Annotated in this window: 28 protein-coding genes; 16 read left to right on the top strand and 12 right to left on the bottom strand. The window is 63.8% G+C overall.

The window, feature by feature from the left end; genetic code table 11:
- Positions 1–106: 106 nt before the first annotated feature.
- Both recX and recA read right to left on the bottom strand, forming a co-directional pair.
- On the bottom strand, positions 107–562 hold the full coding sequence (gene recX / locus ABNW52_RS05860; protein ID WP_349585336.1) for a recombination regulator RecX: 456 nt from the start codon (positions 560–562) through the stop codon (positions 107–109).
- Positions 562–1,620: a recombinase RecA gene (gene recA, locus ABNW52_RS05865; protein ID WP_349585339.1), complete on the bottom strand. Its 1,059-nt coding sequence runs from the start codon at positions 1,618–1,620 to the stop codon at positions 562–564. Before recA ends, recX begins: the two co-directional genes overlap by 1 nt.
- Before the next feature lie 246 nt (positions 1,621–1,866).
- Between recA and hrcA the strand changes: the two genes are divergently transcribed.
- The 5 genes from hrcA to recR all read left to right on the top strand — a co-directional run bounded on the left by hrcA (position 1,867) and on the right by recR (position 7,171).
- A complete protein-coding gene (gene hrcA, locus ABNW52_RS05870; RefSeq protein ID WP_349585342.1) occupies positions 1,867–2,892 on the top strand; it encodes a heat-inducible transcriptional repressor HrcA in 1,026 nt (341 codons plus the stop codon).
- 37 nt (positions 2,893–2,929) lie between these two features.
- The gene (mltB, locus tag ABNW52_RS05875; protein ID WP_349585344.1) at positions 2,930–3,952 is read left to right on the top strand and encodes a lytic murein transglycosylase B; all 1,023 of its coding nucleotides are present in this window, start codon (positions 2,930–2,932) and stop codon (positions 3,950–3,952) included.
- 69 nt (positions 3,953–4,021) lie between these two features.
- The gene (dnaX, locus tag ABNW52_RS05880; RefSeq protein WP_349585347.1) at positions 4,022–6,037 is read left to right on the top strand and encodes a DNA polymerase III subunit gamma/tau; all 2,016 of its coding nucleotides are present in this window, start codon (positions 4,022–4,024) and stop codon (positions 6,035–6,037) included.
- A 6-nt stretch (positions 6,038–6,043) separates the two neighbouring features.
- Positions 6,044–6,382: a YbaB/EbfC family nucleoid-associated protein gene (locus tag ABNW52_RS05885; protein WP_349585350.1), complete on the top strand. Its 339-nt coding sequence runs from the start codon at positions 6,044–6,046 to the stop codon at positions 6,380–6,382.
- 189 nt (positions 6,383–6,571) lie between these two features.
- Positions 6,572–7,171, top strand: coding sequence for a recombination mediator RecR (recR, locus tag ABNW52_RS05890; protein WP_349585353.1), 600 nt, complete (start codon positions 6,572–6,574; stop codon positions 7,169–7,171).
- 72 nt (positions 7,172–7,243) lie between these two features.
- Here the strand turns inward: recR and dapE are convergent, their stop codons facing one another.
- From dapE to ABNW52_RS05910, 4 genes are all read right to left on the bottom strand, one after another.
- Complete coding sequence (dapE, locus tag ABNW52_RS05895) at positions 7,244–8,371, bottom strand: succinyl-diaminopimelate desuccinylase (protein WP_349585355.1); 1,128 nt, start codon at positions 8,369–8,371, stop codon at positions 7,244–7,246.
- The gene (locus ABNW52_RS05900; protein ID WP_349585357.1) at positions 8,368–8,718 is read right to left on the bottom strand and encodes an ArsC family reductase; all 351 of its coding nucleotides are present in this window, start codon (positions 8,716–8,718) and stop codon (positions 8,368–8,370) included. The genes dapE and ABNW52_RS05900 overlap by 4 nt, the downstream gene beginning before the upstream one ends.
- Before the next feature lie 134 nt (positions 8,719–8,852).
- The gene (locus tag ABNW52_RS05905; RefSeq protein WP_349585359.1) at positions 8,853–9,968 is read right to left on the bottom strand and encodes a PilT/PilU family type 4a pilus ATPase; all 1,116 of its coding nucleotides are present in this window, start codon (positions 9,966–9,968) and stop codon (positions 8,853–8,855) included.
- Between the two features lie 129 nt (positions 9,969–10,097).
- On the bottom strand, positions 10,098–10,829 hold the full coding sequence (locus ABNW52_RS05910) for a peptidylprolyl isomerase (RefSeq protein WP_349585362.1): 732 nt from the start codon (positions 10,827–10,829) through the stop codon (positions 10,098–10,100).
- 299 nt (positions 10,830–11,128) lie between these two features.
- Between ABNW52_RS05910 and ABNW52_RS05915 the strand changes: the two genes are divergently transcribed.
- The 3 genes from ABNW52_RS05915 (at position 11,129) to ABNW52_RS05925 (ending at position 13,843) form a co-directional block, all read left to right on the top strand.
- On the top strand, positions 11,129–11,629 hold the full coding sequence (locus ABNW52_RS05915) for a GNAT family N-acetyltransferase (protein WP_349585365.1): 501 nt from the start codon (positions 11,129–11,131) through the stop codon (positions 11,627–11,629).
- Positions 11,630–11,739: 110 nt separating this feature from the next.
- On the top strand, positions 11,740–12,993 hold the full coding sequence (locus ABNW52_RS05920) for a nitronate monooxygenase (protein ID WP_349585367.1): 1,254 nt from the start codon (positions 11,740–11,742) through the stop codon (positions 12,991–12,993).
- Positions 12,994–13,156: 163 nt separating this feature from the next.
- Positions 13,157–13,843: a MarC family protein gene (locus ABNW52_RS05925; RefSeq protein ID WP_349585370.1), complete on the top strand. Its 687-nt coding sequence runs from the start codon at positions 13,157–13,159 to the stop codon at positions 13,841–13,843.
- Between the two features lie 57 nt (positions 13,844–13,900).
- On the opposite strand, the gene ABNW52_RS05930 is transcribed toward ABNW52_RS05925, so the two are convergent.
- On the bottom strand, positions 13,901–14,167 hold the full coding sequence (locus ABNW52_RS05930; RefSeq protein ID WP_349585373.1) for a SemiSWEET transporter: 267 nt from the start codon (positions 14,165–14,167) through the stop codon (positions 13,901–13,903).
- A 170-nt stretch (positions 14,168–14,337) separates the two neighbouring features.
- On the opposite strand from ABNW52_RS05930, the gene ABNW52_RS05935 reads away from it, so the two are divergent.
- Both ABNW52_RS05935 and ABNW52_RS05940 read left to right on the top strand, forming a co-directional pair.
- On the top strand, positions 14,338–15,096 hold the full coding sequence (locus tag ABNW52_RS05935) for a sulfite exporter TauE/SafE family protein (protein WP_349585376.1): 759 nt from the start codon (positions 14,338–14,340) through the stop codon (positions 15,094–15,096).
- Positions 15,097–15,174: 78 nt separating this feature from the next.
- Positions 15,175–15,873, top strand: a complete 699-nt coding sequence (locus ABNW52_RS05940; protein ID WP_349585378.1) for a TerC family protein — start codon at positions 15,175–15,177, stop codon at positions 15,871–15,873.
- Between the two features lie 57 nt (positions 15,874–15,930).
- On the opposite strand, the gene ABNW52_RS05945 is transcribed toward ABNW52_RS05940, so the two are convergent.
- Together ABNW52_RS05945 and ABNW52_RS05950 are read right to left on the bottom strand one after the other, a co-directional pair.
- Positions 15,931–16,266, bottom strand: a complete 336-nt coding sequence (locus ABNW52_RS05945; protein ID WP_349585381.1) for a DUF1289 domain-containing protein — start codon at positions 16,264–16,266, stop codon at positions 15,931–15,933.
- A complete protein-coding gene (locus tag ABNW52_RS05950; protein ID WP_349585383.1) occupies positions 16,263–16,838 on the bottom strand; it encodes a HutD/Ves family protein in 576 nt (191 codons plus the stop codon). The genes ABNW52_RS05945 and ABNW52_RS05950 overlap by 4 nt, the downstream gene beginning before the upstream one ends.
- A 64-nt stretch (positions 16,839–16,902) precedes the next feature.
- Here ABNW52_RS05950 and ABNW52_RS05955 point away from each other — a divergent pair, with 64 nt between their 5' ends.
- Both ABNW52_RS05955 and ABNW52_RS05960 read left to right on the top strand, forming a co-directional pair.
- On the top strand, positions 16,903–17,445 hold the full coding sequence (locus ABNW52_RS05955; RefSeq protein ID WP_349585385.1) for a GNAT family N-acetyltransferase: 543 nt from the start codon (positions 16,903–16,905) through the stop codon (positions 17,443–17,445).
- A gap of 129 nt (positions 17,446–17,574) precedes the next feature.
- Positions 17,575–18,783, top strand: coding sequence for an amino acid aminotransferase (locus ABNW52_RS05960; RefSeq protein WP_349585387.1), 1,209 nt, complete (start codon positions 17,575–17,577; stop codon positions 18,781–18,783).
- 89 nt (positions 18,784–18,872) lie between these two features.
- Here ABNW52_RS05960 and ABNW52_RS05965 read toward each other — a convergent pair whose 3' ends face one another.
- The 3 genes from ABNW52_RS05965 to ABNW52_RS05975 form a co-directional block, all read right to left on the bottom strand.
- On the bottom strand, positions 18,873–19,277 hold the full coding sequence (locus ABNW52_RS05965) for a glycine zipper domain-containing protein (protein WP_349585390.1): 405 nt from the start codon (positions 19,275–19,277) through the stop codon (positions 18,873–18,875).
- Between the two features lie 372 nt (positions 19,278–19,649).
- Complete coding sequence (locus tag ABNW52_RS05970; protein ID WP_349585393.1) at positions 19,650–20,753, bottom strand: methyl-accepting chemotaxis protein; 1,104 nt, start codon at positions 20,751–20,753, stop codon at positions 19,650–19,652.
- 173 nt (positions 20,754–20,926) lie between these two features.
- Positions 20,927–21,226, bottom strand: a complete 300-nt coding sequence (locus ABNW52_RS05975; RefSeq protein ID WP_349585396.1) for a hypothetical protein — start codon at positions 21,224–21,226, stop codon at positions 20,927–20,929.
- A gap of 19 nt (positions 21,227–21,245) precedes the next feature.
- On the opposite strand from ABNW52_RS05975, the gene ABNW52_RS05980 reads away from it, so the two are divergent.
- The 4 genes from ABNW52_RS05980 (at position 21,246) to ABNW52_RS05995 (ending at position 26,409) form a co-directional block, all read left to right on the top strand.
- The gene (locus ABNW52_RS05980; RefSeq protein ID WP_349585399.1) at positions 21,246–23,126 is read left to right on the top strand and encodes a sensor histidine kinase; all 1,881 of its coding nucleotides are present in this window, start codon (positions 21,246–21,248) and stop codon (positions 23,124–23,126) included.
- Positions 23,119–24,447: a two-component response regulator AauR gene (gene aauR, locus ABNW52_RS05985; protein ID WP_349585402.1), complete on the top strand. Its 1,329-nt coding sequence runs from the start codon at positions 23,119–23,121 to the stop codon at positions 24,445–24,447. The genes ABNW52_RS05980 and aauR overlap by 8 nt, the downstream gene beginning before the upstream one ends.
- Before the next feature lie 427 nt (positions 24,448–24,874).
- Positions 24,875–25,459 (top strand): NADPH-dependent FMN reductase, encoded by a 585-nt coding sequence (gene ssuE / locus ABNW52_RS05990; RefSeq protein WP_349585406.1) that lies wholly within the window; start codon positions 24,875–24,877, stop codon positions 25,457–25,459.
- A gap of 20 nt (positions 25,460–25,479) precedes the next feature.
- The gene (locus ABNW52_RS05995) at positions 25,480–26,409 is read left to right on the top strand and encodes a sulfonate ABC transporter substrate-binding protein (protein ID WP_349585409.1); all 930 of its coding nucleotides are present in this window, start codon (positions 25,480–25,482) and stop codon (positions 26,407–26,409) included.
- Positions 26,410–26,455 lie beyond the last annotated feature (46 nt).

The raw sequence follows: 26,455 nt of genomic DNA on the forward strand, positions 1-26,455 counted from the left end.
TAATCGCAAGATGAGGGCGCAAAGGTCTCGGCTCGATTGTGGCAACCCTTGCCAGTGCTGGCAAGGGTTGCTGCGGTGATGCGGGCGACGACTTTGTTGCGATGCGTTATTCGCTGTCCGGAAAGTCGTCGCTGCCGGCGATGACCTTGCGGATGATGTCCATGTCGAAGCCGCGACCGGCGAGGAAGCGCATTTGCTTGGCGCGTTCCGCGGCATCGGCCGGAGGTTGGCCGAATTTCTTGCGCCATTGTTCGCGTGCGGTGGCCAGTTCGTCCTGGCCGGACAAGGCGTCGCGGATGGTGTCGCGATCGATGCCGCGCTCGCGCATTTCCATCACGATGCGGCGGCTGCCGTATTTGCGCGCCCGACTGCTGGCGAACTGCTCGGCAAAGCGGCTATCGGATTGCCAGCGGTTGGCGGCCAACTCGTCGAGCAGCGCCTCCAGCTCTTCGGCGCTGTCGGCAAACGGCGCGAGCCGCCGCTTCAGTTCCAGCCGCGAATACTCGCGGCGGGACAGAAGATCGACGGCTCGTGCCTTGAGGCTTTTGCCGGTCTCTGCCATCAGGCGTCGAAGGTGTCGTCAATCAGCTCGTCTTCGGCGTCCGGCTGGCCTTCGGTGATTTCCACCTTCACTCCCACGGCTTCGCGGACCTTGCGTTCGATTTCCTGGGCGATGCTCGGATTGTCCTTCAGCCATACGCGGGTGTTGTCCTTGCCCTGGCCGATTTTCTGGCCGTTGTAGCTGTACCAGGCGCCGGATTTTTCGATGAAGCCGTGCTCCACGCCCAGCTCGACCACTTCGCCTTCGCGGCTGATGCCTTCGCCGTACAGGATGTCGAAGGTAGCCTGCTTGAACGGCGGGGATACCTTGTTCTTCACCACTTTGACGCGAGTCTCGTTGCCGATGATCTCTTCGCCTTTCTTGATGCCACCGATGCGGCGGATGTCCATGCGCACCGAGGAGTAGAACTTCAGCGCGTTACCGCCGGTGGTGGTTTCCGGGCTGCCGAACATCACGCCGATCTTCATGCGGATCTGGTTGATGAAGATTACCAGCGTGTTGGTGCGCTTGATATTGCCGGTGAGTTTGCGCAGTGCCTGGCTCATCAGACGGGCGTGCAGGCCGACGTGGTTATCGCCCATTTCGCCTTCGATTTCTGCCTTCGGAACCAGTGCAGCCACCGAGTCCACCACGATCACGTCCACGCCGCCGGAGCGCACCAGCATGTCGGCGATTTCCAGTGCCTGCTCGCCGGTATCCGGCTGCGAGATCAGCAGCTGTTCTACTGAGACGCCCAGTTTCTGTGCGTATTGCGGGTCCAGCGCGTTTTCCGCGTCGATGTAGGCGCAGGTGCCACCCAGCTTCTGCGCCTCGGCTACTACCTGCAGACACAGCGTGGTTTTACCGGAGGATTCCGGGCCGTAGATTTCCACTACACGGCCGCGGGGCAGGCCGCCGACGCCCAGCGCCAGATCCAGGCCGAGCGAACCGGTGCTGATCACCTGCAGGTTCTCGGTGATCTGGTTGTCGCTCATGCGCATGATCGAGCCTTTGCCAAACTGCTTCTCGATCTGTGCCAGGGCCGCGGCTAGGGCTTTGCTCTTGTCTTCGGCTGCCATGCTTGCTCCATTCAATTCTAACGGGGGTGTATCAGGAAAGTTTTTTGATTATGTACGTTTTCATTCGGCGTGCCAAATAAAAATGCAAATCAACGATGTATGCGCACCACATGCGTTAGTGGCGGGAGGTGAACCAATCGGCGGATTATCGCACAAAACAGCATGCGGCCAAGCCGGCGCCGACGGTGACTGGCTGCTCTGGCAGGGGCTTTTGGGAACGGGGCCAGCTGTGCAAGAATGCCGATTATGCTGAACGAACGCACGCAACATCTGCTGAAAGTGCTGGTCGAGCGTTATATCGCCGACGGCCAACCTGTGGCCTCCAAGACGCTGGCGGCGGTGTCCGGCTTGGAATTGTCGTCGGCCTCCATCCGCAACATGTTGGCCGAGCTGGAAGACCTGGGCCTGATCGCCTCGCCGCATACCTCGGCCGGGCGCATTCCCACGCCGCGTGGTTACCGGCTGTTTGTTGATCGCCTGCTCACCGTACAGCAGTTGGCCGCACCGATGCTGGCCGAGCTGAAGAGCGGCATCCAGCCGGACAGCCCGCAGCGCGTGGTGCAGGCGGCGTCGCAAATGCTGTCGGAGCTGACCCAGTTCGCCGGGGTGGTGATGACGCCGCAGCGCGCCGATGCCGCCTTCCGCCAGGTGGAGTTCCTGCGCCTGTCGGAGCGGCGCATCCTGCTGATCCTGGTGACGCTGGACGGCGATGTGCAGAACCACCTGTTCCATACCCGCCGCGACTACAATCCGGGCGAGCTGGTGGAAGCGGCCAACTTCCTCAATCAACACTACGCCGGCCAGCAGCTGGACAGCGTGGCCAACCGGGTGGAAACCGAGCTGCGCCAGCTGCAGGGTAATATTTCCGAGCTGATGGCGGCGGCGATCCAGTTTGGCCGTCAGGCGTTGCCGGGCGGCGATGATATCGTGATCCGCGGCGAAGGCCGCTTGCTGGCGGTCAGCGACTTTTCCAGCGACCTGTCCCGCCTGCGCGAGCTGTTCGATACCTTTCAGCGCAAGACCGAGCTGCTGCAGCTGCTGGAGCAAAGCCGGCGTGCGCCCGGGGTGAACCTGTTCATCGGCGAGGAATCCGGCGTGATGCCGCTGGACGACTGCAGCGTGGTGATCGCCCCGTACCGCCTCAATGGCCAGGTAGTGGGCACACTGGGCGTGGTCGGTCCTACCCGCATGGACTACGAGCGGGTGATTCCCATCGTCGACATCACCGCACGGCTGGTGTCCAGTGCGCTCAATTTCAATGATCAGCCGTAAGCCGCCACGGCTTGCGGCCAACCTGCAGGAGCTTTCCATGCGTGCCTTGCGCCGACTGGCCCTCGTGGCCACCCTGGCCGTTATTTCTTCTGCCCAGGCCGATGTGGCGCTGCTGATGCGACCGGATGTACAGCGCTTTATCGACGAACAGGTGGCCGGCGGCGAGTTGTCGCGCGCCGAGCTGGAAGCGGTGTTCGCCAATGTCGAAGCCAAGCCGAACATCATCGCGGTGATGGACAAGCCGTCCACCGCGCGGCCGTGGTACCAGTTCCGCCCCAATTTCTACAGCGACAAGCTGATGCAGGACGGCGTGGCGTTCTGGCAGCAGAACGAGGCGGCGCTGCTGCGTGCGCAGCAGCAGTACCGGGTGGAGCCGGAGATCATCGTCGCCATTCTGGGCATCGAGACCCGCTACGGCCGCGTGACCGGCAACTACCGGCTGGCCGATGCGCTGAGCACGTTGGCCTTCGATTACCCGCGGCGTGCGGACTTTTTCCGTGCCGAGCTGGCCGAGTTCTTCCGCCTGGCGCGCAGTGAAAACGTCAACGCGCTGTCGCTGAAGGGCAGTTACGCCGGGGCGATGGGCATGCCACAGTTCATGCCGTCCAGCTTCCGCAAATGGGCGGTGGATTTCGATGGCGACGGCCATCGCGATATCTGGAACAACTCGGCCGATGCCATCGGCAGCGTCGCCAATTACTTCCAGCTGCACGGCTGGCTGGGCGGCGACGATGTGGTGATCCCGGCCGAGGTGACGCCGGGGGCGGCCATTGACGAGCTGGTGGCCGACAAGTTCAACCTGCACTACACCGTGGCCGAGCTGAAAGCGCGGGGTGTGACGCCGAGCGCCACGCTGCGCGACGACGCCCTGGCCGTGCTGGTGCCGCTGGAGGTGGCGCCCGGCGACACCCGCTACTGGCTGGGGCTCAACAATTTCTACACCATCACCCGCTACAACAAGAGCACGCTGTACGCGATGGTGACGCACGAGCTGGCCGCCGAGATCCGCAACCGCTACCTGGCCGCGCGTTACACCCCGGCGCAGCCTGCGGCCAACTAGCTTGCCGCCGCGCGCCGGCGGTGGTGCCGGCTGTCGGATTCGCCGCAAAAACTGCTAGAATCGCCCGCTATGACTTATCAAGTTCTCGCCCGCAAGTGGCGTCCCAAGCGCTTTGCCGATCTGGTCGGCCAGGAGCACGTGGTACGCGCGCTGTCCAACGCCCTGCGTGAATCGCGCCTGCACCACGCCTACCTGCTGACCGGCACCCGCGGCGTGGGCAAGACCACCATCGCCCGCATCCTGGCCAAGAGCCTGAACTGCGAAACCGGCACCGGCGCCGAGCCGTGCGGTGAATGCCAGGCCTGTCGCCAGATCGATGCCGGTCGCTATGTCGACCTGCTGGAGATCGATGCCGCCTCCAACACTGGCATCGACAATATCCGCGAGGTGCTGGAGAACGCGCAGTACGCGCCGACCATGGGTCGCTTCAAGGTGTACATCATCGACGAAGTGCACATGCTGTCGAAGAGCGCCTTCAACGCCATGCTGAAGACGCTGGAAGAGCCGCCGGCACACGTCAAGTTCATCCTCGCCACCACCGACCCGCAGAAAGTGCCGGTCACGGTGCTGTCGCGCTGTCTGCAGTTCAGTCTGCGCAACATGACGCCGCAGCAGGTGGCCGGCCACCTGGCACACGTGCTGGATGTCGAGGGCGTCGTGTACGAAGCGCCGGCACTGGCACTGCTGGGCCGCGCTGCTGCCGGCTCGATGCGCGACGCGCTGTCGCTGCTGGATCAGGCGATTGCCTACGGCGTGGGCGAAGTGCGCGAGGACGGCGTGCGCGCCATGCTGGGCGCGGTGGACAAGCGCTACCTGTTTACCCTGCTGGATGCGCTGGCCGACGCCGACGGTGCGCGGCTGATGGCGGAAGTGGAAACGTTGGCCGCACGCGGTATCGGCTTCGACAATGCGCTGGCCGAACTGTCCAGCCTGCTGCACCAGCTGGCACTGGCGCAGAGCGTACCGGACGCCATTGCCAGCGACGAGCCGGAACGCGACGCGCTGTTCGCGCTGGCACAGCGCATCGGCGCCGAAGACATCCAGCTGTACTACCAGATTGCACTACACGGCCGCCGCGACCTGGCGCTGGCGCCGGACGAGCACGCCGGCTTCAGCATGACCATGCTGCGCATGCTGGCCTTCCATCCGCAGCATGCCGGTGACAGCATGGTGCGGCCGTTGTCGTCTGCCCGCCCGGCCAGCGTGCCGACCGCCCCGGTGCCGAGCACACCGGCCCCGGCCGCCCAGCCGGCGAGCGGCGCCGAGTCGCCGTTCAAGGCGCTGCTGGCGCAGATGAGCGGCAAGAGCGAGCGCAGTGTGCCGCCGGCCGACAGGGCCCCGGCGGCCGAACCCGAACCCGAGCCCGCGCGGGCGGCGCCCAGACCTGCGGCCAACGTAGCGTCGGCAGTGCAGTCCGCGCCGCCGCCGGAAGCGCCGCCACCGTGGGAGGAGGCGCCGGCGGTTGCCGTTGCGGCCCCCGCCGTCGCGGCACCGGTTGCCCCGAATGCCCCGGTGGCTGTCGTTGCCACCGCCGCGCCGCCGGCGGTCCGGCCGGTCGTGGCCGAGCCGGTCGAGGCGGAAGAGGACGAGCGCGAGCCGGAAGCCGAGCTGCCCAGCTATCTGATGGATGAAGATGCCGAGCTGGCAGCCTATGTTCAAGGTGACGTCGCGGCGCCCAGCAGCTACGATACGCCCCGTTTCGATGGCGACTGGTCGGCGTTGATCACCGTGCTGAGTGCCAAGATGGGTACCGCACGCATGCTGGCGCAGAATGCCGCGCTCAAGCAGTGGGATGGTCACACCTTCGAGCTGGCGGTGCCGGAAGCCTTCCGCAACCTTACCGGGCTGGATTACCAGAACAAGCTCAAGGCTGTGTTGTCCGCGTATCTGGGTATGGAAGTGCAGCTGCGCGTCAGTGTCGAGACGCTGGACATGGAAACTCCGGCGATGCGCGATGCCCGTTCGCGCCGAGAACAGTTGGCCGTCGCCCGCCAACACATGGAAAACGATCCTCTGGTACAGCAGCTGGTGCGCGATATGGGCGCCATGCTGTTGGCCGAAACCATACAACCCGTTCAGGAGTAGCACACGATGTTTGGCAAAGCCGGTATCGCGGGCCTGATGAAGCAGGCTCAGCAAATGCAGGAAAACATGAAGAAGGCGCAGGAAGAGCTGGCGCATGTCGACGTGGAAGGCCAGGCCGGCAACGGTCTGGTGAAAGTCACCATGAGCTGCGCGCACGTGATTCGTCGCATCAGCATCAGCGATAGCCTGCTGGAAGACGCCAAGGAAGACAAGGACATGCTGGAAGACTTGATCGCCGCCGCGTTCAACGACGCCGCGCGCAAGGTCGACGAGACCACCCAGCAGCGCATGTCCGGCTTTACCGCCGGCATGAATCTGCCGGCCGGCATGAAGCTGCCGTTCTAAGCCGCTTTTGCTTCCCGCTGCACACGGCAGACACGGCGCCAGCCGTTGTCGCCGTGTGTTTTGTTTTGGCCGCGCGCTTCGCGCGGCAGCTAGCAGCAAGCTGACCGCAGTGCCGGCCTGCCGCTACCAGTGGCGGCGGCGGGCTGGCTGCCGTGTCTTGTGTGTCCGTGGCTGACAATCAATATGTCCATGAAAAATCCTCCCTCGCTCGACCAGCTGATCGCCGCGCTCAAGGTGTTGCCGGGTGTCGGTCCCAAGTCGGCGCAGCGCATGGCCTTCCACCTGCTGCAGAAAGACCGTGGCGGCGCCGACAAGCTGGCGCGGGCGCTGGACAAGGCGCTGCTGAATCTGCGTCATTGCGAGCGCTGCAACACCTTCAGCGAGGTGCCGCTGTGTAATGTCTGCGCTGATGCCGAGCGCAAGCAGACGCTGCTGTGCGTAGTGGAAATGCCGGCCGACCTGCTGATGCTGGAGCAGTCGCGCTGCTACGATGGCCTGTACTTCGTGCTGATGGGGCGGCTGTCGCCGATGGATGGCATCGGCCCGCAGGATCTGGAACTGGAAAAGCTGATGGCACGTGCCACCGACGGCCAGGTGGAGGAGGTGATCATCGCCACCAATTTCACCGCCGAAGGCGAGGTGACCGCGCACCTGATCGGCGAGATGCTCAAGGCGCAGGGGCTGCGGGTGACACGCATCGCGCGCGGTATGCCGGTGGGCGGTGAGCTGGAGCATGTCGACCCAGGCACGCTGGCCCAGGCGATGTACGAGCGCCGCAATCTGGCGTGATGCGGCCAACGTTGGCCGCATGCAGAAAAGCCGCACCCGAGGGTGCGGCTTTTCTGCATGTTGGCAACTGGCCTAGCTCAGCAGCTTGTGCAGCGTCTTCTCGTATACCTTCGCCAGCGGCTCGATATCGTCCACGTTCACGCATTCGTTCAGCTTGTGGATGCTGGCATTGATCGGGCCGAACTCCACCAGCTCGCGGGCGATGCGCTTGATGAAGCGGCCGTCCGAGGTGCCGCCGGTGGTGGATAGCGCGGTTTCCACGCCGGTGACCTCATGGATGGCGCTACCGATGGCGTCGGTCAGCGCCCCCGGCTGGGTGATGAACGGATTGCCGGACAGCTGCCAGTGCAACTCGTAGGCCAGACCGTGGCTGTCCAGAATCTGGTGCACGCGATCCTTCAGTGTTTCCGCGGTGTGCTCGGTGGAGAAACGGAAGTTAAACTTGATGTCGCAATGCCCCGGAATCACGTTGGTGGCGCCGGTGCCGGCATGGATGTTGGACACCTGCCAGCTGGTGGGCGGGAAGTACTCGTTGCCGTGATCCCACACCTCGGCGGCCAGCTCGGCCAGCGCCGGTGCAGCCAGGTGGATCGGGTTCTTGGCCAGCTGCGGGTAGGCGATGTGGCCCTGGATGCCGTGCACGATCAGGTGGCCGGACAGCGAGCCGCGGCGGCCATTCTTGATGGTGTCGCCGAACAGCTGGTCTGAGGTCGGTTCGCCGACGATGCAGTAGTCGATGCTCTGGCCGCGCGCTTCCAGCGCATCTACCACGCGCACGCTGCCATCGGTGGCCACGCCTTCCTCGTCGGAGGTAATCAGAAAGGCGATGGTGCCGGCATGGTGCGGCTTGGCGGCGACAAAGCGCTCGGTGGCGGTGATGAAGGCGGCCAGCGAGGCTTTCATGTCAGCGGCGCCACGGCCGAACAGGTGGCCGTTGCGGATGGTGGGCTGGAACGGGTGGCTCTGCCACTGGTCCACCGGGCCGGTGGGCACCACGTCGGTATGGCCGGCAAAGCACAGCAGCGGGCCGCTGTGGCCGCGGTGAGCCCAGAAGTTGCTGACGTCACCGAACGGCATGCGCTCGATGGTGAAGCCCATGTCTTCCAGCCGGGCGATCATCAGCTCCTGGCAGCCTTCGTCGCGCGGAGTGATGGAGTCCAGCTGCATCAGTTGCTGGGTCAGTTCGAGAGTGCTGCTCATTTTCCGAACGCCTCCTGCCATTGCTCTGCCTTGAAGCCGACGCTGAGCTTGCCGGCGTTGTCCAGCACCGGGCGCTTGATGATGGACGGCTTGACCTGCAGCAGGGCAATGGCACCATCAACGTTGGCCGCTTGCGCCTTTTCTTCGTCGCTGAGCGCACGCCAGGTGGTGCCGGCGCGGTTGATCAGCTTGTCCAGGCCGATTTCGCTGATCCAGCGGCGCAGCAGGGCGGCATCGACGCCCTGTTTCTTGAAGTCGTGAAAGCTGAAGTCCAGTTGCTGCGCCGTCAGCCACTGGCGGGCTTTCTTGACCGTATCGCAATTGGGAATGCCGTACAGGGTAATCATGTGTGTTTGGTGCCTATTGACGGTGGCTGTGGTGGGCCGGGGGCGGACCGCCCCCGACGGGGTCAATGCAAGGCCGCCATTGTCCCTGAATCTGCCGCCAGGCCGCAATGTGCCGGCTGCTGCGGCAAGGCGGCCTAGTGCTCCAGCGTAAAGCCGGAGAAACTGGCCTGCGGGTCCGCACTGCTCTTGCTGCCGCTTTCGTGGTTGATCAGCCAGTACAGGTTAGTGGGTGAGTCGGCGTTCTGCAGCGCGGTTTCCAGGCTGATGTAGCCATCCTTGTACAGGCGGAACAACGATTGCTCGAAGGTCTGCGAGCCGTCGCTCATGCTGGCTTCGATCGCTTCCTTGATCTTGCCGATTTCACCGTTGCGTATCAGCTCGGCGATGTGCGGCGAGTTGATCAGCAGCTCCAGCGCCGGGCGGCGCTTGCCGTCCACGGTTTGCACCAGGCGCTGCGACACGATGGCCTTGAGCGTTTCTGCCAGGTCCATCAGCAGCGCGTTGCGGTTTTCCAGCGGGAAGAAGCTGATGATGCGGTTGAGGGTGTGGTAGCTGTTGTTGCCATGCAGGGTGGAGATGCACAGGTGGCCGGACTGCGCATAGTTGATGGCGTAGGTCAGGGTCTCTGCATCGCGGATTTCGCCGATCAGCAGCACGTCCGGCGCTTCGCGCATGGCGTTCTTCAGCGCGTTGGCGTAGCTCAGGGTGTCGATGCCGATTTCGCGCTGGTTGACGATGCTCTTCTTGTGGTCGAACACGAATTCGATCGGGTCTTCCACGGTGAGGATGTGCCCGCTCTGGCTGCGGTTGCGTTGCTCCAGCAGCGCCGCCACGGTGGAGCTCTTGCCGGAGCCGGTAGCCCCCACCACGAAGACCAGTCCACGCTTGAGCTGTACCAGGTCCTGCAGAGTGGTGGGCAGGTTGAGGTGTTCCAGGCTGGGAATCACCGGCGCAATGAAGCGGATCACCACGGCGACATCGCCGCGCTGGCGGAAGATGTTGACGCGGAAGTTGCCCAGTTCTTCGACCTGGCGGCCGAAGTTCATCTCCAGGCCGGTTTCGAACTCGGCGATCTCGGCCTCGTCCATCATGCTGTAGGCCAGCCGCTTGACGTGCTCGCCGCTGAGCGGCTTGTCGTTGACCGGCAGGATGGTGCCTTCGATCTTGATCTGTGCGGCCATGCCGGCGGTGAAAAACAGATCGCTGGCCTTTTTATCCGCCATCAGCTTGAAGAAGGGGTGCATCAACATGGTCGCGATTCCGACTTTGAAAAGGTAGTGCTAAGTCTAGTCTGAACCGCTGACAGGTTGAAATGCTTTATGAATGGTGGGGGCAAAAGAAAACGGCCGGGCAAGCCCGGCCGTTGGTATGCGCTGGCCTTAGGCCGGCATGTTGTAGCCCTTGATGTCGGCAGCCTGCACCAGGGTGTTCAGGTAGTCGTGCATCGCCTGGCGGGCAGCCATTTCGTTCAGGTATTGCTGCAGACGCGGTTTCACGTCTTCCAGGCTGATCTGGCCGCCTTCGCTGCGCTCGGTCACCTGGATGATGTGGTAGCCGAACTGGGTTTCCACCAGATTCGGGGTGATGTTGCCGGCGTCGGTGCCGAATACCGCCTGTTCGAATTCCGGCACCATCTGGCCGCGGCCGAACTGGCCGAGAGCGCCGCCCTGCTGGCTGGACGGGCAGGAGGAGTGCTCGCGTGCCAGGTCGGCAAAGCGGCCCGGGTTGGCTTGTACTTCGGCCAGCACGCCTTCGGCTTTGGCGCGGGTCAGCGACTTGGCCAGCTCGTCGCCGCCTTCGGCCTTGAACAGGATGTGGTTGGCCGCAGCGCTGTCGCCCTGGCGGAAGTATTCCGGGTGCGCATTGTAGTAGGCCTCGCAGGCGGCTTCGTCCACCGGTGCGAATTGCAGTTCCTTGTCCAGCAGCGCGCCGATGGCTTCGCCTTCGTTGGCGTTGTCGAAGCCGGAGGCACGGGCCTTGGCCAGCAGCAGTTGATGCAGCACCAGTTGCTGCACGGCGGCATCGCGCGGGCTAGGGGTCTGCTCGTGGTTCGGCAGCTCGGCTTGCACCATGGCTTCGGTAATCTCGACACCGTTGACGGTAATGGTCATGAATTTTTCCTGTCTATGAAGGGTTGCATCTTGCGTACTGGTGCAAGCGGGAATGTGCCGACGAGCAAGTGGGGACGCGATCGTGAAAATCAACTGCTGCGGCGTCTTTTATGCGCAGGGCATGGCAGGGGGTTTTGCCGTGAGCGGCGGTTCCTGTTACCGTGCGCCAGCCGGCGCGCCTTGGGCGGGTGCGGCCAACCTTGCCATGCAGTGGCAAGATTGTCACGAACTTGCGCTAGCTTCCGTGATTGTCCGCCGCAAGCGGGCAACGGAGCCTAGCGCCCGCTGCTGGAGCTGCCATGCTGCCGATCCGTACGCCGCGCCTGTTGCTGCGCGAATTCACGCTGGAAGACACCGCCGTGGTACTGGGCGTGCTCAACGATGCGGATTTTATCCGTTTTGTCACCGACCGCGGTGTGCGTACCCACGCTCAGGCGCTGGATTACCTGCGCGCGGGGCCGCTGGCCAGCTATCAGCGCCACGGTCATGGCCTGTGGTGTGTCGAGCGGCTGGACGATGGCCAGGCCCTGGGCATGTGCGGACTGATCCAGCGCGATGGCATGCCGGGTGTCGACCTGGGCTATGCCTTGTTGCCGCATGCCCGTGGCTGCGGCTATGCGCGCGAAGCAGCGCAGGCCAGCCTGGATTACGGCCGCACGGTGCTGCGGCTGCCGCGCATCGTGGCCTATATCGACCCGGCCAACCTGGCCTCGGCCACGGTGCTGGAAGCTGTCGGCATGCAGTGCCGCGGTCTGGTGCCGTTTCCGGGCGCTGCCGGCGATACCGCGCTGTATGAATGAACCGACGTTGCCAACGCAGGGTCGGATATCACTGGGGGGCAAGTGAGTAAAAACTCTATATTTTACGGTTTGCCGTATAATGCCGCCCAGTCTTACGGAGAGTGTTTTAGATGAAATGTGTTGATGATTTCCGCCTGCGCCTGGGCGAGCACGAACTGGTGCCGATCATGCAGGGCGGTATGGGTGTGGATATTTCCACTGCCTCGCTGGCGCTGGAAGTAGCCCGCCTGGGTGGTATCGGTCATATCTCGGATGCGATGGTGCCCACCGTGGCCGACCGCCGCTTCAATACCAAGTACGTAAAGAACAAGCTCAAACAGTACAAGTTCAACGTGGCAAACACCGACAAGTCGGTGGTGAAGTTCGATCTGCAGGAACTGGCCGACGCCACCCGCATGCATGTGCGCAGCGCGATGGACGCCAAGCAGGGTAATGGTCTGATTTTCATCAATTGCATGGAAAAACTGACCATGAACGCGCCGAAGGAGACGCTGAAGGTGCGCATGCACGCGGCGCTGGATGCCGGCATCGACGGCATCACCCTGGCCGCCGGTCTGCACCTGGGCTCGTTTGCGCTGCTGGAAGACCACCCGCGCTTCCGCGAGGCCAAGCTGGGCATCATCGTGTCGTCGGTGCGTGCGTTGCAGCTGTTCCTGAAGAAGACCGCCCGCACCAAGCGCCTGCCGGACTACGTGGTGGTCGAAGGCCCGCTGGCCGGTGGTCACCTGGGCTTTGGCATGGACTGGGACCAGTACAATCTGGCCGACATCCTGGTGGAAATCCGTGACTGGCTGAAAGCCGAAAACCTGGATATCCCGCTGATCGCCGCCGGCGGCGTGTTTACCGGCAGCGATGCGGTGCGCTTCCTGGAAATGGGCGCCAGTGGTGTGCAGGTGGCTACCCGCTTTACCGTGACCCGCGAATGCGGTCTGCCGGACAAGGTGAAGCAGGAATACTTCAAGGCCACCGAAGACGACATTGAAGTCAACCAGCTGTCGCCCACCGGCTACCCGATGCGCATGATCAAGCAGTGCCCGGCCATCGGCGACGGCATCCGCCCGAACTGCGAAGCCTACGGCTACCTGCTGGATGCCAGCGGCAGCTGCCAGTACATCGAGGCCTACAATCGCGAAGTGGCAGCACATCCGGACGAGCGCCGCATCAAGGTGTGGGACAAGACCTGCCTGTGCACCCATATGCGCAACTTCGATTGCTGGACCTGCGGCCAGTACACTTATCGGCTGAAGGACACCACCTGGCGCAAGGAAGACGGCAGCTACCAGCTGCTGACGGCCGAGCAGGTGTTCCACGACTACCAGTTCAGCAAGGACGACCAGGTGGCGCTGCCGCCGCGCGAGCAGTAAGCCCGCCTCCTGGCTGTCGGCGCCGCACCTGTCACCGGGTGCGGCGTTTTTGTTTATGCCGCCGACACTTGCGGCCAACGTTGGCCGCAATGCTAGAATCGCCGCGATTCTCAATAAATAAAATATGCCACGCCGCGCAACCGACGGCTGGCCGGAGCCCTGCATGAGCCCAATGTTGTCGCTGTTCGCCAGCAAGTTCCTGTTCGTCGCCGCGGCTTTGCTGCCCATCATCAACCCGCCGGGGCTGGTGCCGTTCTTCATCTCGCTGACTGCACACAACAACCAGGCACAACGCGCCTTCCTGGCGCGCCGCATTGCCATGTACTGCTTCCTGCTGTTGCTGGGCAGCATGTATATCGGCGGCTTCGTGCTGAGCTTCTTTGGCGTGTCGCTGCCGGTGGTGCAGATGTCCGGCGGCTTGCTGATCACCTTCGCCGCCTGGCGCATGCTCAACGACAACCCGGCGGAAAATACGCCGGATGTGAACAAGCTGGAAAACCGTGAAACGCTGAAGCAGCGGGCGTTCTATCCGCTGACTTTTCCGTTGACGGTAGGGCCGGGGTCGATCTCGGTGGCCATCACCGTAGGCGCCTCGCTGACCAGTAGCGGCAAGGCGCTGGTGAAGTTCACCGTGGCGCCACTGGCGGCGGTGGCGGCGGTGGCGGTGACCTGCCTGCTGATCTGGTGGTGCCTGCTGCATGCCGACAAGCTGATGCGCTACCTGGGGCAGACCGGGGCGGTGGTGTTTCTGCGCCTGACGGCGTTCATCCTGCTGTGCCTGGGGGTGCAGATCATCTGGGAGGGTTTCAGCGGGCTGGTGGAGCCGCTGCTGCACGGCATCGGCAAGTAAGCTGCCGCCACAATGCACAAGGCCCCGCGTTGCGGGGCCTTGTCGTTTGCGTCGCGCTCAGCCGCGGCCATGCCACAGCTGGCGCAGCTTCATCGCCAGGATGATGGACGCCAGCAGCGTGGTGATCAGGTTGGCCGCAATCACCGGCACCGAGCCGATATGCCAGCCATACAGTAGCCACAGCAGGGTGCCGGTAACGAACATCAGGTACATCGCCAGCGAAATGCTGCGCGTGTCGCGGCTTTTCAGCGTGTGCAGGACCTGGGGCAGAAAGCTGCCGGTGGTAAGCAGGGCGGCAACATAACCCAGTTGTTCAGGATTCATGGCAGATAGCGGTAATGGATGGGCGACAGTGGCATTGTGCCAGAACTGCACCCGCCGCAAGACCGCTGGGCGAATATATTTGCTGCGGTGCAGCATTTGTGTTGCGCCAAAGCCGCTGCCAGCGGCTGGCAATGCCGCTACAATGGCGCCTTTTTGCCGAAAGGATGTTCATGCTGACACTGGGCTTTCTGTGTCTGTTTGCCTTTCTGGCCGGCCTGATTGATGCCGCGGTAGGTGGCGGCGGCCTGATCCAGATTCCTGCCTTGCTCAATGCCTTGCCGCAGGTATCGGTGGCCACCCTGTTTGGCACCAACAAGATGTCGTCGGCGGTCGGTACCGTGTTTGCCGCCCGTTCCTACCTGCAGCGGGTGCGCCTGCCGTGGCAGCTGGTATTGCCGGCCGCTGCGGCTGCCTTCGTGATGTCGTTTGCCGGCGCCGCCGCGGTCAGTCTGATTCCCGCCAGCGTGATGCGCCCGCTGGTGCTGGTGTTGTTGATTGGCATGGCGATTTACACCCTGCACAAGAAAGACTTGGGCAAGCTGCACAAGCCGGTTACCATCGGCCGCCGCGAAATGCTGGTGGGGCTGGCCATCGGCGGTGGCATCGGCTTTTACGACGGCCTGTTCGGGCCGGGCACCGGCAGCTTCCTGATGTTCCTGTTCGTGCGCTTCTTCGCCTTCGATTTCCTGCATGCGTCGGCGGCGGCCAAGGTGGTGAACCTGGCCACCAACGTGGCGGCGCTGTGCTTTTTCATTCCCAGCGGCAATGTGCTGTTTGCCTTTGCGCTGCCGATGGCGGTGTGCAATGTGGCCGGTGCGCTGACCGGGTCGTGGCTGGCCATGCGCAAGGGCGCCGGTTTCGTGCGCGGCCTGTTCCTGGTGCTGGTGACGGTGCTGATCTGCAAGCTGGCATGGGACATGCTGCGCTGACAGCTTTTTGAAAGTTTGACCTGCGATACTGCGGCCAGTATGGCGGTACGCCTGATTTGATGAGGAGGGTAGTAGACAATGTTTGAAATGCTCGGTGAAAGCACATTCTGGGTCTCGGTACTGCAGATCATCATGATCGACATCCTGCTGGGCGGCGATAACGCGGTGGTGATCGCGTTGGCCTGCCGCAGCCTGCCGGAACAGCAGCGCAAGAAAGGCATTTTCTGGGGCGTGGTCGGCGCCATCGGCTTGCGCGTGGCACTGATCGCCTTTGCGCTGCAGATTCTGGATATTCCGTTCCTGAAGCTGGCTGGCGGCCTGCTGTTGCTGTGGATCGGCATGCAGTTGCTGGTCGGCGAGGATGACGACGGCCACGACGTACAGGGTAGCACCCACCTGTGGGGCGCGGTGAAGACCATCATCGTGGCCGACGCGGTGATGAGCTTCGACAACGTGATCGCAGTGGCCGGCGCTTCGCACGGCAGCCTGGCGCTGGTGGTGTTTGGCATCGTCATCAGCATCCCCATCATCGTGTGGGGTAGCCAGCTGGTGCTGAAGCTGATGGATCGCTTCCCGATCGTGATTACCCTCGGCGGCGGCCTGCTGGGCTGGATTGGCGGCTCGATGCTGCTGTCCGACAAGGGCGTGCTGGACTACACCGGCATGCTGCCGGGCTGGTCGCATCAGGTGGCGGGCGCCATCGGTGCCGCACTGGTGGTGGTGACTGGCTCTATGCTGGCCAAGCGCAAGGCGCTGGCCTCGGTACGCGCCGAATAAGCCGCGTTGCGTTGCAAAGCAAACCCCGGCCAGGTGCCGGGGTTTTTGCATGGTGCTTCAGGCGTCGTTGGCCAGCAGTTGCAGGCAGCCGGGACACAGGCAGTCTGCCGCGGCGCCGGTGGCGGGCAGCAGCGGCGGCAGGTCGGCGCACCAGCAGCCGCCGCGCTGGCCGCCGCTGCCACAGCGGAAAGGTTGGCCGCAACGGCTGCACTGCAAGTCGCGTACGGTACCTGGCTGCGAAAGGGCGGCGATGCGCGCCAGTGCCGCCTGTTTTTGCGCATCGTCAGCTTGCGACCAGCCAGCGATCTCGTCCAGCGTGCGCAGGCAGCCGGTACAGTAGCGGCCGCTGACGTCCAGCTGGCACACGCCGATGCAGGGCGAGGCAACGCTCATGCCAACACCACCTCGACCACGATCAGGCGGCAGGGCGCGGCGGCCAGCAGCTGCAGCGTGCCGCCGTGCGGCAGCCACAGCGCATCGCGGTACGCCAGCTGCTGCGTGTCGTGGCCGTCGCTGGCCAGCAGCGCGTTGCCGTCGGCCAGCAGCAACAGCGTTGGGCCGCTGCTCGCCAGCTCGGTGGGCTCCTTTACCTGCAGATAACGCGCCTGATGGCTGGCGTGGCCGCGGCGCGTCATCACGTTGAAGTCCTGCACCTTGCCATTCAGCCGCGTGCTGCTGATGTGGCGGCCACCATCGAATGCCCGCAGCTCGCCACCCGGGCGCAGTGTCGCCACGGTTTGCGCGTTTTCATGCAGGCTGAGGCCGTGGCCGGACAGCAGGCCCAGGGTGCGGTCGATGCCGCTGAAGTCGGAGAACGGGCCGTCACTGTCGACATCGGCAATGCTGACTCGCAGCGTGAAGGTGTCCAGGTTGGCCGCAGCCGGCTGAATCAGCAGCTGGCGGGTAATGCCGCCGCCGTTTTTCCACGGCGTGGCCGGCAGCGAATCGAAGCGGATGAGTTGCATGCGTTTGTCTCGGTAGCAAAGAGGGGGATAGCATGATCCAGACAGAATTTGCCCGGAGCCTATCATGTTTGATCCTGTTTTGACTGTTGCCAGCGTGGCCGATGCGGCGCTGCTGGCCGGCCTGCACTGGCGCAGCTGGCGGGCGGCGTATCGCGGCCTGCTGCCGGAGCGCTACCTGGACGAGCAGGCCAGCAGCGAGATGGTGGAAAAATGGCAGCAGCGCATGCATGCCGCGGCCGGGGAATTCCGGGTGTGCATTGCCCGTGTGGGCGAGGTGGCCACCGGCTTTGTCTGCCTGCAGCCAGGCTTTGCGCCGGAGCAGGGCGTATATCTGGACAATCTGCATGTGCTGCCGGTGTGGCAGGGCCATGGCCTGGGCAAGCGGCTATTGGCCTGGGCGGCGGCGGAAGTGGCCGCCGGCTGGCCGGGACAGGCGCTGCTGCTGCACGTGCTGGATGGCAATCTGTCGGCGCGGGCGATTTATCGGCGCCTGGGTGGAATTGAAACAAAGCTGCCGGATGAGACCATGGCCGGCGATGTCATCGTACCCGTCAGCCAGGTGACGTGGCAGGATGTGCCGGCTTTGCTGGCCCGTCTGCAATCATAGCGCCAACGCGTCAAGACCCTTGCCACAGCGCGGCGGCGGGCGGCGTGATAGACTTGCGCCATCCGGTTTTCATCACCTTGCAGGTTGGCCGCGCGCCGCTTGCTACCCGTGCATTTAATGGAGCCCCGCATGTCCTCTTCGATTTTCGCCGCCGTCGAAATGGCCCCGCGCGACCCGATCCTGGGTCTGAACGAAGCCTTCAACGCTGATACCCGTAGCCATAAAGTGAACCTGGGGGTTGGCGTTTATTACGATGATAACGGCAAGATCCCGCTGCTGGCCGCAGTCAAGGCCGCCGAGAAAGCCCGTCTGGAAGCCATGCCGCCGCGCGGCTACCAGCCGATCGAAGGCCCGGCCAGCTACACCCAGGCCGTGCAGAACCTGCTGCTGGGCGCCGACAGCGAACTGATCGCCGCCGGCCGCGTGGTGACTGCGCAGGCGCTGGGTGGTACTGGCGCCCTGAAGATCGGTGGCGACTTCCTCAAGCGCCTGAACCCGTCTGCCAAGGTGTACATCAGCGACCCGTCGTGGGAAAACCATCGCGCGCTGTTCGAAGCCGCCGGTTTCCAGGTCGAAAACTATCCGTACTACGATGCCGCCACCCGCGGCGTGAACTTTGCCGGCATGAAAGACTGCCTGCTGGGTCTGGACGCCGGCTCGGTGATCATCCTGCATGCCTGCTGCCATAACCCGACCGGCGCCGACCTGTCCGACGCCCAGTGGGCCGAGGTGGTGGAAATCTGCCGCGAGCGCGGCCTGGTGCCATTCCTCGACATGGCCTATCAGGGTTTTGCCGAAGGTATCGAGCCGGATGCCGTGGCGGTACGCCTGTTCTCCGCGTCCGGCCTGCAGTTCTTCGTGTCCAGCTCCTTCTCCAAGAGTTTCTCGCTGTATGGCGAGCGCGTGGGCGCGCTGTCCATCATCACCGCCAGCAAGGAAGAATCCGGCCGTGTGCTGTCGCAGCTGAAGCGCGTGATCCGCACCAACTACTCCAACCCTCCGATCCACGGTGGTGCCGTGGTGGCTGCCGTGCTGTCCAGCACCGAACTGCGCCAGATGTGGGAAGACGAGCTGGCCGGTATGCGTGACCGCATTCGTGCCATGCGCAGTGGCCTGGTGGATGCCATCAAGGCCCAGAACGTGGCGCAGGATTTCAGCTTCGTGATCCAGCAGCGCGGCATGTTCTCCTACACCGGTCTGACTGCCGCTCAGGTAGAGCGCATGAAGGACGAGTTCGGCATCTACGCCGTATCCACCGGCCGTATCTGCCTGGCGGCACTGAACAGCAAGAACATCGGCTACGTGGCCGAAGCCATTGCCCAGGTGGTGAAGGGCTAAGCCCTGCCTGCCTCGTGCTGGTCATGGGGCGCAAAAAAAAACCGCTGCAAACGCAGCGGTTTTTTTCATGCCGGGTTCCGGCGTGGCTCTTAGTCGTCATCGCCCCAGCGATCACGGTCACCCCAGCCGCGGTTATCCCAACCGCCGCGGTCGCCCCAGTGGCCATGCTTGCGATGGTGCTTGTAGAAGTGCTTGTCGGGTTTGACCATGTAGTACACCGGGCGCGGCTGTACCGGCACGGCGTAGTACACCGGCTGCGGGCGTGGCTGGCGGATGATGACGCGCTCACGTTGTTGCTGAGTCAGGATCACCCCGGTGGCACCGCCAATGGCGCTACCGATGATGGCGCCGTCGCGACCGCCCACACTCTGGCCGATCGCTGCGCCGGCAGCCCCGCCAATGGCGCCGCCCAGCACGCTGTCCAAGTGGTCTGCCATGGCTGCAGAGGCCGACAGCGTCAGGGCCGCCGCAGTGATGATGGTGGCGATTCGCATGATGTACTCCTCAGATGTATCGGGATGCTTGCAGTCTAGCAATACGGGCACGGCGTTATTCGGTGGTCGTGTAGCCACTGTTTGACCGTTTGTGACCGTTGCTGATCAACGCCGGCAAGCGGTCAACCGCTTAATGAATCTTCATCGCTGGGCATCAAGGCTGCCGCCGCTGCGGACGTTGCCGCGGGCTGGGTGGCTGGGCGCGCAGGCCCGCGCGGGCGGGCAAGGTTGGCCGCATATCGGTTGGGCGAGCAGGGCGCGTTGCGCGCACTCACCGCGAAGAGCGACTGGCCATGCCCGGGTTGCTGATCGCCGCGCGGCGGCGCCAGAAACCATTCGCCCCGCACGGGGCGGGGCGAGGGGCAGGGTGGTTTAGTTCATCTTGTGCTGGCAGGGCGTCTGTTCCAGCTGGGTCAGCACGTCCATGACCTCCGACGATGCGCGCTCCATATCGTGCAGTGCGCGGGTGGCACGGCTGAAGTCGGCGTCGTGGAAGGCCTGCAGCGCCTGGCGGCCAAGCTCGTGCACTTTCTCATGCGGCGCCTCCAGCTGGGCATATTGCGCGCTGCCGCGGCACTCGTGGTAACCGCGGCCCTCGTAATACCACTTGCCCAGCCGGCAGTGGCGGTGGCTGGCTACCTGCTCCGCCTGCAGCTCGTGGTAACCGATAAACGCCTTGTAGATATCCAGCTTGAACACGATGTGATCCAGCTTCACCACTTCCATGAAGCTGGTGTTGCTGCCGTTGGCAATCACATTGGCCATCGCTTCGCTGTCATTCACCAGCTTGCGGATGGCATCGGCCACGCTCTGGCCGGTATGGCGGTAGCCTTCGGCCTGGGCTGCGGCTTCGTCCACCTGTTGCTTGGTGGCGCTGGAGGCGGAATCCACCTCGCTGACCAGGGTGGAAATCTCGCTGGTGGCCTGTGCGGTGCGCTCGGCCAGTTTGCGTACTTCATCGGCCACCACCGCAAAGCCGCGGCCCTGCTCGCCGGCGCGGGCGGCCTCGATGGCGGCGTTCAAGGCCAGCAGGTTGGTCTGGTCGGCAACGTCCTTGATCAGCTGCACAAACTGCTGGATGCGGCCGGTCTTGCCGCTGAGGGCGGCGATCTGCTCGGCAGTCTGCGCCTGGGCATCGGCAATGTGCTGGAAGCTGTTGGTCAGTGTGTCGACGGCCTGGCGCGTCTGCTGCAGGTTGGTAACGGCCTCGCTGGCCAGCAGGAACTTGTCCTCCAGCATGCTCGCCAGTTCGGCGAACGAGCCGCGCAGCAAGGCGGTGCTGTCACAGAACTGGCCGAACGGCTCGCGGTATACCTCGCGTTTGGTGTGTTGACGGGCTTCCTCTTCCCGGGCGCCGATGCTGTCCTGCAGCTGGCGGCGGGTGGTGTCCAGTTCCTGTTGTACTTGCTGGCGTTCGCGTTCCAGCTCGTTCAGGCGGGCTTCCAGTGCGTCGATCTTTTTACGATTACCAAACATGAGTTGCTCCAGGCTGTTGCCGCTGGCATTGAGTGGCGGCTGTTTTTTGTTCGCCAATCATACTTATTTGTCAGTAGCTCTAATTTGCTTTTATGCAGATTTTTGCAATTTATTTTTATGGTATGGCCTGGATGGCGGGTTGGTGTGTACGGATTTCCGAACGTGGTGTGCGATCAGGTACGGCAATCCGGTTGTTTTGCCGGGCAAAATAAATATAAGTACTTGATTTTTATGGTTTGTTTCGGCGGAGAAAAGCTGGCCCGCAAAATGCTAATAACAGGCAGCGTCGATACCCGTTCGACCGATAGACAAAAAAACACCACGGGCAAGAGCAAAACCTGTCCGGCGCAGACCGGACGGCGCGGGCCGCCTCGCAGCGCGAGGCGGCCTCCCCGCCGCACCTCCCGATTTCCCCCAACAATCTGGCCGCAGCCGGTGGGCTGTGATAGAACGCTCCATTCCTCATCGAACATGCTGCGCCTGCTTGTTGACATGATTACCTCCCGCATACGCAAACCGCTGGTCTGGGGCGGCATTCTGGTATTGCTGGTGCTGCTGTGCAGCCTGGTGACCTACCGGGTGTCCTACCGTACCGGCGTCGAATCCCTGCGCGAGAACGGCAACCGCCAGCTGGAGCTGCATGCCCGCGGCGTGGAAAGCGAAATCGAGCGCTACATCTGGCTGCCACGCGTACTGGGGCTGCATATACCCACCCGCACGCTGCTGGAAGGCGATACCCCGGCGCTGCGTGGCAGCAGCGACCATTTCGCCCCGCTGCGGCGTGAAGTCAACGAATACCTGGAAGGCATGAACGCCCGCAGCGGCACGCTGGCGCTGTACGTGCTGGACATCAGCGGCCGCGTGCTGGCCGCCAGCAACTGGCGCCGCATCGACAGCTATGTCGGCGAGGACCTGTCCACCCGGCCGTATTTCGTCGAAGCGATGAACGGCGGCCAGGGCCAGTTCTACGGCCTGGACAGCCTGTCCGGCGAGCCCGGCTACTATCTTTCCAGCCCGCTGCGGGTCGGTGATCGCATCATCGGCGTGGCGGTGGTGAAGGTGAAGCTGGCGCAGCTGGAGCACGGCTGGCGCAAGGCCAATTCCAATGCGCTGGTCACCGACGAAAACGGCGTGATCATCCTGGCGGCGCACCCGGCGTGGTATCTGCGCGCCATGCAGCCGATCAGCGCCGAGCGCCGGCAGCAACTGGCGCTGAGCCTGCAATACCACTGGGCGCTGCTGCCGGAGCTGAGCCTGGCCGAGCGCGTGGCGCTGTCGCCGGGGCTGGAGCAGTGGGGCGTGGCGGACGAGAAAAACCCGCTGCGCGTCTACCGCTACCTGGTGCAGTCGCGCACCCTCAACGACACCCGCTGGAAGCTCACCCTGCTCAGCCCGCTGGGCGAGGTGCGCGCCGCCGCGCTGACTCATGCGCTGCTGGCCGCCGCGCTGGCGGCGTTTGTCACCCTGCTGATCATCGCCATGAACGAGCGGCGCAAAGCGCTGGCCACCAAGTTGGCCGCACGCGAAGCGCTGGAAGCGGCCAACAGCGAACTGGAGCGTCGGATTACCGAACGCACTGCCGACCTCAAGGCCAGCAACGATCGGCTGCGCGCCGAAATCCGCGAGCGCGAGCAGGCGGAGCAGAACCTGCGCCAGACCCAGAGCGAGCTGATCCAGGCCGGCAAACTGGCGGTGATCGGCCAGATGTCCACCAGCATCGCCCACGAGCTGAACCAGCCGCTGGCGGCGCTGCGCACCCTGTCCGGCAACACCGTGAAATTCCTGCAGCGCGGCAAGCTGGACATCGCCAGCGCCAACCTCAACACCATTGCCGAGCTGGTGGAGCGCATGGGCAAGATCACCGCCTCGCTGCGCTCCTTCGCCCGCCGCTCCGAACATGCCGGCGGCCGCGCGCGCTTGGCCGCCGCGGTGGATGCGGCGCTGTTCCTGTTGCACTCGCGGCTGAGCCACGAACCAGTGCTGGTGGAGCAGCGCTTTGCCGAGGCAGAGCTGGCCATCGACCAGACCCGGCTGGAGCAGATCCTGGTCAACCTGCTGGCCAATGCCATGGACGCGCTGCAAGGGCAGCCGGATGCCCGCATCGTGCTGTCCGGCCAGCGGCTGGAAGACAGCTACCGGCTGGCGGTCAGCGACAACGGCAGCGGCCTGCCGGAGCACGTGATGAAGCATTTGTTCGAACCGTTTTTCACCACCAAGCCGGCCGAACGCGGCCTCGGCCTGGGGCTGACCCTGTCCGCCAGCCTGGCCGCTGCGGCCGGCGGTGCGCTGAGCGCCGGCCCGTCGGCGCTGGGTGGTGCCGAATTTGTCCTGATCCTGCCCCTGTGTCCCGAGGAGGACGCTGCCCATGTCTGAACACGCCTTGCCGATCCTGTTTGTCGAAGACGACCCGCATGTGCTGCTGGGCTGCCAGCAGGCACTGTTGCTGGAAGACCTGCCGGTGATCGGCTGCGGCAGTGCCGAAGAAGCGCTGCAGAAAATCGCCCAGGGGCTGCAGCCGGGCATCGTGATTACCGATGTCCGCCTGCCGGGCATGGACGGCCTGAGCCTGCAGCAGCAGCTGCGCGAGCAGGACCGGCAGCTGCCGGTGGTACTGGTCACCGGCCACGGCGACGTGGCGATGGCGGTGCAGGCGATGCGCGATGGCGCCTACGACTTCGTGGAAAAGCCGTTCTCGCCGGAGCGGCTGGTGGACGTGGCGCGCCGCGCGCTGCAGCAGCGCATGCTGACGCTGGAAGTCGACAGCCTGCGCCGGCAGCTGGATGGCCGCCAGACGCTGGAGCAGCGCATCATCGGCCGCTCCAGCCGCATGCGCGAGCTGCGCGAACTGATCATGAACGTGGCCGATACCGGCGCCAATGTGCTGATTCACGGCGAAACCGGCACCGGCAAGGAGCTGGTGGCCAGCTGCCTGCACGATTACAGCCGCCGTCACGAGCACCACTACGTCGCCATCAACTGCGGCGGGCTGCCGGAAAACCTGTTCGAAAGCGAAATCTTCGGCCATGAGGCCAATGCCTTTACCGGTGCCGGCAAGCGCCGCATCGGCAAGATCGAGTATGCGCACAAGGGCACGCTGTTCCTCGACGAAGTGGAAACCATGCCCATCAACCTGCAGATCAAGCTGTTGCGCGTGCTGCAGGAGCACAAGCTGGAGCGGCTGGGCTCCAACCAGGCGGTGGACGTGGATTGCCGCCTGATTGCCGCCACCAAGGAGGACCTGGACCTGCTGTCGCAGCAGGGCAAGTTCCGCGCCGACTTCTACTACCGGCTCAACGTGGTGTCGCTGGAGATTCCGGCGCTGCGCGAGCGGCGCGAGGATATCCCGCTGCTGTTTGAATGCTTCCTGCAGCAGGCAGCGCTGCGCTTCGACCGCGAATCCATCGAGATCGACCGCAAGACCCTCAGCCAGCTGATGGCGCACGACTGGCCGGGTAATGTGCGCGAACTGCGCAACGTGGCCGAGCGCTACGCGCTGGGCCTGCCGGTGTTCAAGGGCAGTGGCGGCGAAAGCCTGTCGCCCAGCCTGGCGGAAAGTGTCGAAGCCTATGAAAAGAGCCTGATCGTGGAAGCGCTGCGGCGTCATGGCGGCAATATGACCCAGGCCAGCCAGGCATTGGGCACGCCAAAAACCACGCTGTTCGACAAGGTAAAAAAATACGGGCTGCAGAATTAATGCCGTAAATAATCGGGCCGTAAATAAAACCCGCAACCAGCCAACCGCTGTCGCGGGTTTTTTATTGTGCCGATTTTAACCGCCGCGATTGATTACTGGCCCGCGTCGCAGATTGCTTGCCGTGGGGCGGCGTTGCCGCACCAGCGCTTATCACCGGCCATGCAAGGCTTTGCGCCATTTCTTGGTTCCGCTGCCAAGGTTGGCCGCATATAGTTGCGGCTCAGTATTGCGGTTTTCTCCTATGTTTGTCCCGTTGCTTTGGCCGGATCATTGATCCGGCCATTTTTTATTTTGTGGCGGCAAACGAATAAGCAAAGCGGCATATTTCATTTGCAGTAATGGCGCATTGCTTCGCTATTTTAATTGCTTAGTTTTGGCTAGCTGTTTTGTTAATGTTTTCCCATGCAAAAACGAAATGGAAAACACCATGAACATTGTCGCCATTCTGGGCAGCCCCAGTAAAAGCTCGCGCACCGCCCGGCTGATCGAACATGCCGCGCGCCGCCTGCAGCCGGCGGGTATCCATGTGGACAGCGTCAGCGTGTACGACTTCCCGGCTGACGATCTGCTGTACGGCAACTTTGCCGCGCCGGCGGTGCAGGCGCTGCAGCAACGCGTCAGCGCCGCCCAGGGCGTGATCATCGCCACCCCGGTGTACAAGGCCGCCTACGCCGGGGCGCTGAAAGTGCTGCTGGATCTGATTCCGGAAGGCGGCTTTGCCGGCAAGCCGGTGCTGCCGCTGGCCAGCGGCGGCTCGCCCGGCCATCTGCTGGCGGTGGACTACGCCATCAAGCCGGTGCTGGCGGCGCTGAAGGCCAGCGAAATCCACCAGGGGGTGTTTGCGGTGGAAAGCCAGATCGGCCGTGGCGCGGATGGTGAGCTGGCGGCCGAGCTGGCACAGCGGCTGGATGTCGCCGTGGACGAATTTGCCGCGCTGCTGCGCAGCACGCCACCGGCGGCGGCCACCCCGCGGCTGCCGGACGACTTTATTTCCCGCCTGATCAGTCTTTGATTTCCTGTTGGAGTGACACCATGCAAGTAACCCGCAAACTGGGCGCGCTGGCCGTGCTGCTGGCGCTGGGCGCCCCGGCGCTGGCGCTGGATCTGAACATCGGCTACCAGAAAAGCGCGCTGAATCTGGCCTCGCTGAAAGCGCAGGGCACGCTGGAAAAACAGCTCAAGCCGCTGGGCGTGGAGGTGAAGTGGTTTGAATTCCAGGCCGGCCCGCCGCTGCTGGAGGCGATGAATGCCGGCAGCGTCAGCATCGGCATGACCGGCGACTCGCCGCCGGTATTCGCCCAGGCCGCCGGCGCCGACATCGTCTACATCGGGCAGGAGCCGGCCAAGCCGGAATCCTCCGCCATCCTGGTACCGGCCAATTCCACCATCCGCACCCTGGCCGACCTCAAGGGCAAGCGCATCGCCTCTACCAAGGGCAGCAGCGCGCATTACCTGACCGTCAGCGCGCTGCAAAAGGCCAAGCTGAGCTACAGCGACATCACCCCGGTGTACCTGTCGCCGTCCGAGGCGCGCGCGGCGTTCGAGCGCGGCAGCGTGGACGCCTGGACCATCTGGGACCCGTACTACGCGGCGGCGCAGCGCGCCGGCGGCGTGCGCGTGCTGTCCAGCGGCAAGGGGCTGACCGGCAACAACACCTTCTACCTGGCGCAGCGCGCCTTTGCCAAGGCCAACCCCAAGGTGATCGACGTGGTGTTCAAGGCGCTGACCGCCAACGATAAATGGCTGAAGAGCGACGTGAAGACCGTGGCCGCCACGCTGTCCGGCTACACCGGGCTGGAGGCCGCCACCTACGAGGCGATGTTGGCGCGCAATCCCAGCTACAGCGTGAGCTACCTCAAGCCGGCGGTGCAGCAAGAGCAGCAGAAAGTGGCCGACGCCTTCTACGGCTTGGGGCTGATCCCGCGCGCCATCAAGGTCGTCGACGCGTTCTGGAAACCGTAAATCACCCGCGGCCAACGTTGGCCGCAGGCCCTGAAAGGATACGCAG

Origin of the sequence: Vogesella oryzagri (assembly GCF_040148885.1) — a bacterium.
Classification (GTDB): Bacteria; Pseudomonadota; Gammaproteobacteria; order Burkholderiales; family Chromobacteriaceae; genus Vogesella; species Vogesella oryzagri.